4 protein-coding genes are annotated in these 5,765 nt (G+C 62.5%); all 4 read right to left on the minus strand.

Features of this window, described 5'->3' with window-relative positions:
- The coding region (locus tag SH809_17930) for a hypothetical protein (GenBank protein MDZ4701596.1) at positions 1–928 on the minus strand (928 nt) is incomplete at its 3' end.
- 2 nt (positions 929–930) lie between these two features.
- Positions 931–3,174, minus strand: coding sequence for a TonB-dependent receptor (locus tag SH809_17935; protein MDZ4701597.1), 2,244 nt, complete (start codon positions 3,172–3,174; stop codon positions 931–933).
- A gap of 36 nt (positions 3,175–3,210) precedes the next feature.
- On the minus strand, positions 3,211–3,957 hold the full coding sequence (locus SH809_17940; GenBank protein MDZ4701598.1) for an ABC transporter ATP-binding protein: 747 nt from the start codon (positions 3,955–3,957) through the stop codon (positions 3,211–3,213).
- Positions 3,958–4,019: 62 nt separating this feature from the next.
- Entirely contained in the window at positions 4,020–5,468 is a 1,449-nt protein-coding gene (locus tag SH809_17945; GenBank protein MDZ4701599.1) for an NEW3 domain-containing protein, read from the minus strand.
- Positions 5,469–5,765 lie beyond the last annotated feature (297 nt).

Below are 5,765 nucleotides of genomic sequence, written 5' to 3' on the forward strand. Positions count from 1 at the left end.
ACGGGTCGGTGAGTGGGGTTCGGGCGGGGTCGCAGGGGCCGGTAGTGGCGAAGCCGACGGCACCGAGGACAGCGGCCGGCTGGATGGCGTTGAAGGAGACCGGGTAGCCGGCGCCGACATAGCCAAAGCCGTTTTCGACGTTCGAAAAAAGATCAGGTTGAGCGAGCACCTCCGGGTCAAAATCACCCCCGGGCGGCACCCAGGCGTCGTCGCCGATAAAGACGGTGAAGCGCATCGCGCGTACGCCGATCCAATCGCGCGTGAGGCAGTGCGCCTCGAATTCATTTTTGATGAACTGATAGTCGGCGCCGATCTCGATGAAGAATCGCCATCCGCCGTCGCCGGCCTCCTCTTGCCCCCTGTACGAACGGGTGATGGGATACCGGATCGGATTGAGCCCGCTGGCGAGCGGTTGCAGGCGTACGGTGTCGTAGAGCATGTCGGCCTGGACGATGTTGGGCAGCGACGTGCTTTCGACTATAAAGCTCAGCACCGTAGGCGAGGCGTTGGGTTCGGGAAGGATGCGGATGTCCACGGGCACGGTGACCTGCGCGGAGGCGGTGGCCCCATCGGATCGGGAAACGTCCACGCGGTACGTCTCGCCGTACGCCGGCCTGAAATCACCTACGAACACGTTGCCGAACGTGCTGTCATCGAACTGCACGAAGGTGCTTCGCCAGGTGGTGACCTCGCCGGACGCGAGGTGCGTCGAGGACACGACGGCGTCGATTGAGGCCGAGGGCTCGTTGTCGATGCGTTGTTCGATGGGGATGACACGGAGCGTCTGTCGGCTCACCCGCGGGTTCAGGTATCCGTAAAGCGAGTACGGTTCTTCGAGCCCGACAAACGGGTTGACCGTTTCGTCGCAGCCTGCCAGCGAAAGGAAGGCAACGAGGAGGAGCCAGGTAAATGAGCGTGGGGTTCGCATGCCTAGAATTCGATCTTGAGGCCCAGGATAGGGACGATGGGTAGCTGGTTAGTCTGCTTCAGCGTGAAGAGGTCCAGCGAGAAGAGGTTGGTCCGGTCGTACGCATTGAGCACGCCGGCCTGGGCCGTGAACGTCCCGCCCTTAAACGGAATCTCACGGTCGACCGACACATCCAGCCGGTGGTACGCCGGCAGCACGCCGCCGTAGGGCCGGTCGTAGATTACGCGGCGGACGCCGGCCTCGGATTCCACGTCGACATTGCCATTAAGCAACACGAAGGCGTCGAAGCCCTGCACCTGGTTAAAGGGCAGGCCGGAGCCAAAATTCCAGCGAACGGAGACATCGAAGCCGGCGATTTCGGTTTGCACGAGGGCATTGATCTGATGCCGGCGGTCGTGGGGCGGGCGAAAATTGATGGTGGTGCTGCCAAACCAGAGCGCGAGCTCTTCCTGTTGCGCGTCGTAGGTGACCGAGGAAAGGCCGTAGGTGACGTAAGCCGACCACGCCGGCCGGTCGATTTCGAGCCGAAAATCGGCCCCGCGCACCAGTCCATCGGCGCGTTGCAGGTTGGTCGTGAACCGCGGCAGCGGCGTCCACTCCGAGATGTAGAGGTTGTCCAGATCCTTGAAATAGGCCTCGGCGGCAAGGCGCACGGAGCGGTTGACATCTACCTGATACCCGGCGATGGCGTGGGTAGCGCGAGTGAGCTCGCCAAAGGGCGCGTCGCTCCAGGCGGTGAAGACGTTGGTGGCGTCGCGGCGGTCGTTGAGGCCGGTGAGTTCCTGGTGGTAGCGGCCGGCGGCGAGGCTTACCTGATGCGCGCCGGCCTGCCATAACGCCCTGAATCGTGGCTCGGCAAAAAACCCGAACTGGTCAAAAAACTGGACCGTCCCCCCGGGGCGGATCCACCATCCTCCCCCCAGATGGATATTTGGCTCCAGGTAAAATCCGAGTTTGGGCAGCCGGGCGGATTTCAGGCTCAGGTTCTGGTAGAGCCCGCCGAGTTCGGTGTCGATAGTGGTCGTGCGCAGGTAGCTGCCATAGCTGATGTCGGACTTCCCGACGTAGGCTACCAGGTTGATGCCGGCGTTGAAGCTGCCGAGCGACGAGAATCGGTCGGGGTTGTCGCGGGGCCCGGCCTCGATCCGATACTGCGAGACCGAAAACAGAAACTCGGCCAGGACGGGGCTACGGCGCGGGGTGACGAGGTAGCGCCCGCCGACGGCCGTATTGTTCCACCGCACTTCGTCGCCACCAACCGCCTCGACGTTGTCGAGCGCGCCGCGGTCGTACGTGCGGAGCGCCGTCACGGTTAGCTGGTGGTTTTCGCTCACCTTCAGGTGCGCCTTGCCGAAGAGGTCGCCGAATTTATACGGCAGCGGCTGGTTGATGTAGGTGGATGCGAAGCGGTCGATGACCGACTGGCGGACGGAGGCGATGAACGAGAGCCTGTCCTTCGCGAGCGGCCCTTCGACGCGCAGGGCGTTGACAAACGGCGAGACCGAGAACGAGCGGACGTGTTCGCGCAGGTTGCCGCTGCGGCTGGAGATGTCCATCACCGACGAGACACGGCCGGCATATTTGCTTCCGTAGCCACCGGCGTACACGTCGGCCCGCTGGAGGATGTCCGCCGAAAACGCCGAATAGAACCCCAGGATGTGGAAGGGCTGGTAGATAGTCATCCCATCCAGCAGCACCAGGTTGTGGGCCGGCTCGCCGCCGCGGATAAACAGCTGCCCGCCACGGTCGCCGGAGGTGATGACGCCCGGGAGCGTGGTCAGGTACGACGCGAGGTCGCCCGAGAGGTCTGGCGACGGCACCCGCTCCAGTTCTTCCGCCCGGATCGTCTGCAAGCCGGCCGTGATGCGCGCGACGCCGGCGGAGCGCTCGCCTTCCACAAGCACCTCATCGAGTGCTCCACTGCCGGGCGATAAGGTCGTATTCCGTTCGAGGACCTGCCCGCCCGCGAGCGCGATCGTGTCTCGCTGGGTCTCGTAGCCGATGAACGAGACACGGACCTCGTACGCGCCGGGGGTGAGCCGGGAGAGGAAAAACAGCCCGTCGGCGTCGGTGACGGCGCCGCGGTAGAGCGCTTCGCCGGCGTAGAGCACCACGTTAACGCCCTGGAGCGGCAAGCCGTCCGAGGTGTCGATGACCCGTCCGCGGAAGGCGGCGTCCTGGGCGAACGCAGGGGTCAGAAGGAAGAAGGCCGCGACGGACACGGCGATAAAGCGGGAAAACGACACGGCGTGTCCGGATAAGGGCGATGAGAAAAACTGAACTCAGGCGGCCTGATCCATGTAGCCGGCCATGTACTGGACATAGAGCTTTTCGAGGTCCTCCCCCGCCAGCTCGTCGTGTGAGCGTTGCATCACCAGTCGGCCCCGGTTCATGATGCCTACGACATCCGCGATCTCGCGGGCACGGAAGATGTCGTGGGTGGACATCAGGATGGCTTTACCCTCCTCGCGGAGCGACTGGAGCAGGTGGGTGAACTCGTACGCTGCTTTGGGATCGAGGCCACTGGTGGGCTCGTCGAGCAGGATCGCCGGCGCGTTTTTCAGGATGGCGACCGCGATGCCGCATTTCTGACGCATCCCCTTCGAAAATCCCTTCAGCCGCTTGTCGTGGGCCTCTTCCTGGAGGCCGACGCGGAGCAGCACCTGGCGGTAATCGTCCTTCGTATAGTCCTTCTTGCCGCCGAGGCGCACAAAGAAATCCAGGTTCTGCATCGCCGTGAAGTTGGGGTACAACATCACGTTTTCGGAGACATAGGCCACAAGCGCTTTCGCTTTCAGCGGCTCCTTGTGCGTGACGACCCCGTTGATGCGGGCCTCGCCGCCCGAGGGCTCGACGAAGTTGAGGAAGATGTTGATGCAGGTCGTTTTGCCGGCGCCGTTGCCGCCCAGCATCGCGAAGATCTGGCCGGTATTCACCGTGAAGCTGACGTCGTCCAGCGCGAGCTGGCCGTCTTCATACCGTTTGCTGAGGCGATCGGCGACGATCATGGGGCGGGCGGGAGATTCCATGAGTAGCGATTAGTGATTAGCGATTCGTGATTAGTGATTAGCGATGGGGGGAAGTCGAAGGGTCACCTTCTTGAAAGCCGGATGCCGAAAACGACGATGCCTACGACGAGGCCGACGATGAGTAGCACGATGATGAGGGTGCCGACGACGTTGGCTTTGGGTTCGACCTGGATCGACACCGTCTTGTCTTCGCCGCGGATGGGCAGTTCGTCCGACAGCGAGGTCGTGCGGATGCGCACTTCGTAGCGCCCGGGGGCAACGTCCGGCGCCGGCGTGAAGCGGAGCTGGACGCGCAGTTCCTCGTTGATGTCGAGCGACTGGATGACGGCCGGCTCGATCGATTCCGTCCAGTTCAGCGGCGGATCCGCCTCGATCCTCACGTTGTTGAGCGCGCGCGTGCCCTCGTTGACGACCTCGACGTTAAAGACGACCTCCTCGTCCGGCTTGATCGAAAAAAACAGCTGCTGGGCCCGGACGAGGATCTCGCCGATGCCACGCGGCACAAGCTCCAGCCGGGCGTAGCCCACGTTCAATGCGCGGATCTCCTCCTCCGTCATCTGCCGGCCGGCGAGCGGCCCGATGGCCTCGATCCGGTCCCGGGGGATGGCGAGGGCGTAAAACGAGATGCGTTCGTCGATCCGCACGTTGTCCGTGGGGCGCTCGGGCAAAAAGATGCGCAGTGCGGCCTGCCGCGTGTTAACGCCCTCGGTGAACTGGAACTGGCTGAGGCGATTGTCCGTCGCGGGATCGACGAAGTAGCGGTTGATCTCGGCCGGCAGGTTGACGGCCTCCAGCGCGAAGGTATTGGCGTCGCTGCTGAACAGCTCGAGCGACATCTTGAAGTCGGTGGTCCCGCTTAACTCCACCTCCTGCGAGAACTGCTCGGGCTTGATGGCCAGAATGTTCTCCGACGCATCCTTCTGCAGAAAGATCTTGCGGCTTTGCTGGACGCCATTGCCGTAGATGAGGCTGACCGAGACGGCGTCCAGATCCTGGAGCAGCTCGAACGACACGGTCGCCGGCTGCCCGAACACCAGCCGGTCGATTTTGTGTTCGTAGGGCTGGCTGACGATCGCGTTGTCGTCGTTCAGGAGGGATACGTAGACGTTATTGATGATGTCCGGCGTGAGGAGCGCAAAAAGCGAATCCTGGATCCCGATCAGCTTTTCGTACTCTCCGCTGCCACGCGAGGCGTTTTCGAGCGTAATGCGGACCCCCTTGCGACCATCCTGCCGCTGGTATTTCAGGGCGCGAGAGACGACGATGTACTGTTGTTCGAAGATGACAGCCAGGAGCGACTGCTGGAAGTTGACCTCGGCCTCCGAGTAGTTGCGAAAGGCCTGGTCGAGCGCGCTGCGCGAGATCAAGTTTTTATCGAATAGCCCCTGCTGGCGCTCGTATTCGGCGCGCTGCGTGTCGTAGGCTTCCTTCGCGCGGCGGAGACCCAGGAGCGGGTAGGTGTCGTCTCGCTGGTTAAAAAAGGTGCCGGCCTGTGCACGAGCGTCGCTCACAGTCGAGGGATGAATACCCACCAATAGCCACACGAGGCCGATCACTCCAATTCCAATTCGTCGCACTGAATCCATACAAAAGGGCAGTAGGCGCGCGCGGCGCGGGGCACGGTATGAGGTATGGGACGTCAAGCTGATGATTAACCCCGCCAACAACATCAACAACGTGAAAAATCGTTGTAAAGTATGTAAAAGAAACAGATCTTTTCGGCGGACCCCTACCGTCATTCAACCCATTTCCCATGACCCGTCGCGATTTCACCCGCACCCTCACCACGCTTGCGCCAGCGCTGGCGC

It is taken from the genome of Rhodothermales bacterium, from assembly GCA_034439735.1.
Taxonomy (GTDB): Bacteria; Bacteroidota; Rhodothermia; order Rhodothermales; family JAHQVL01; genus JAWKNW01.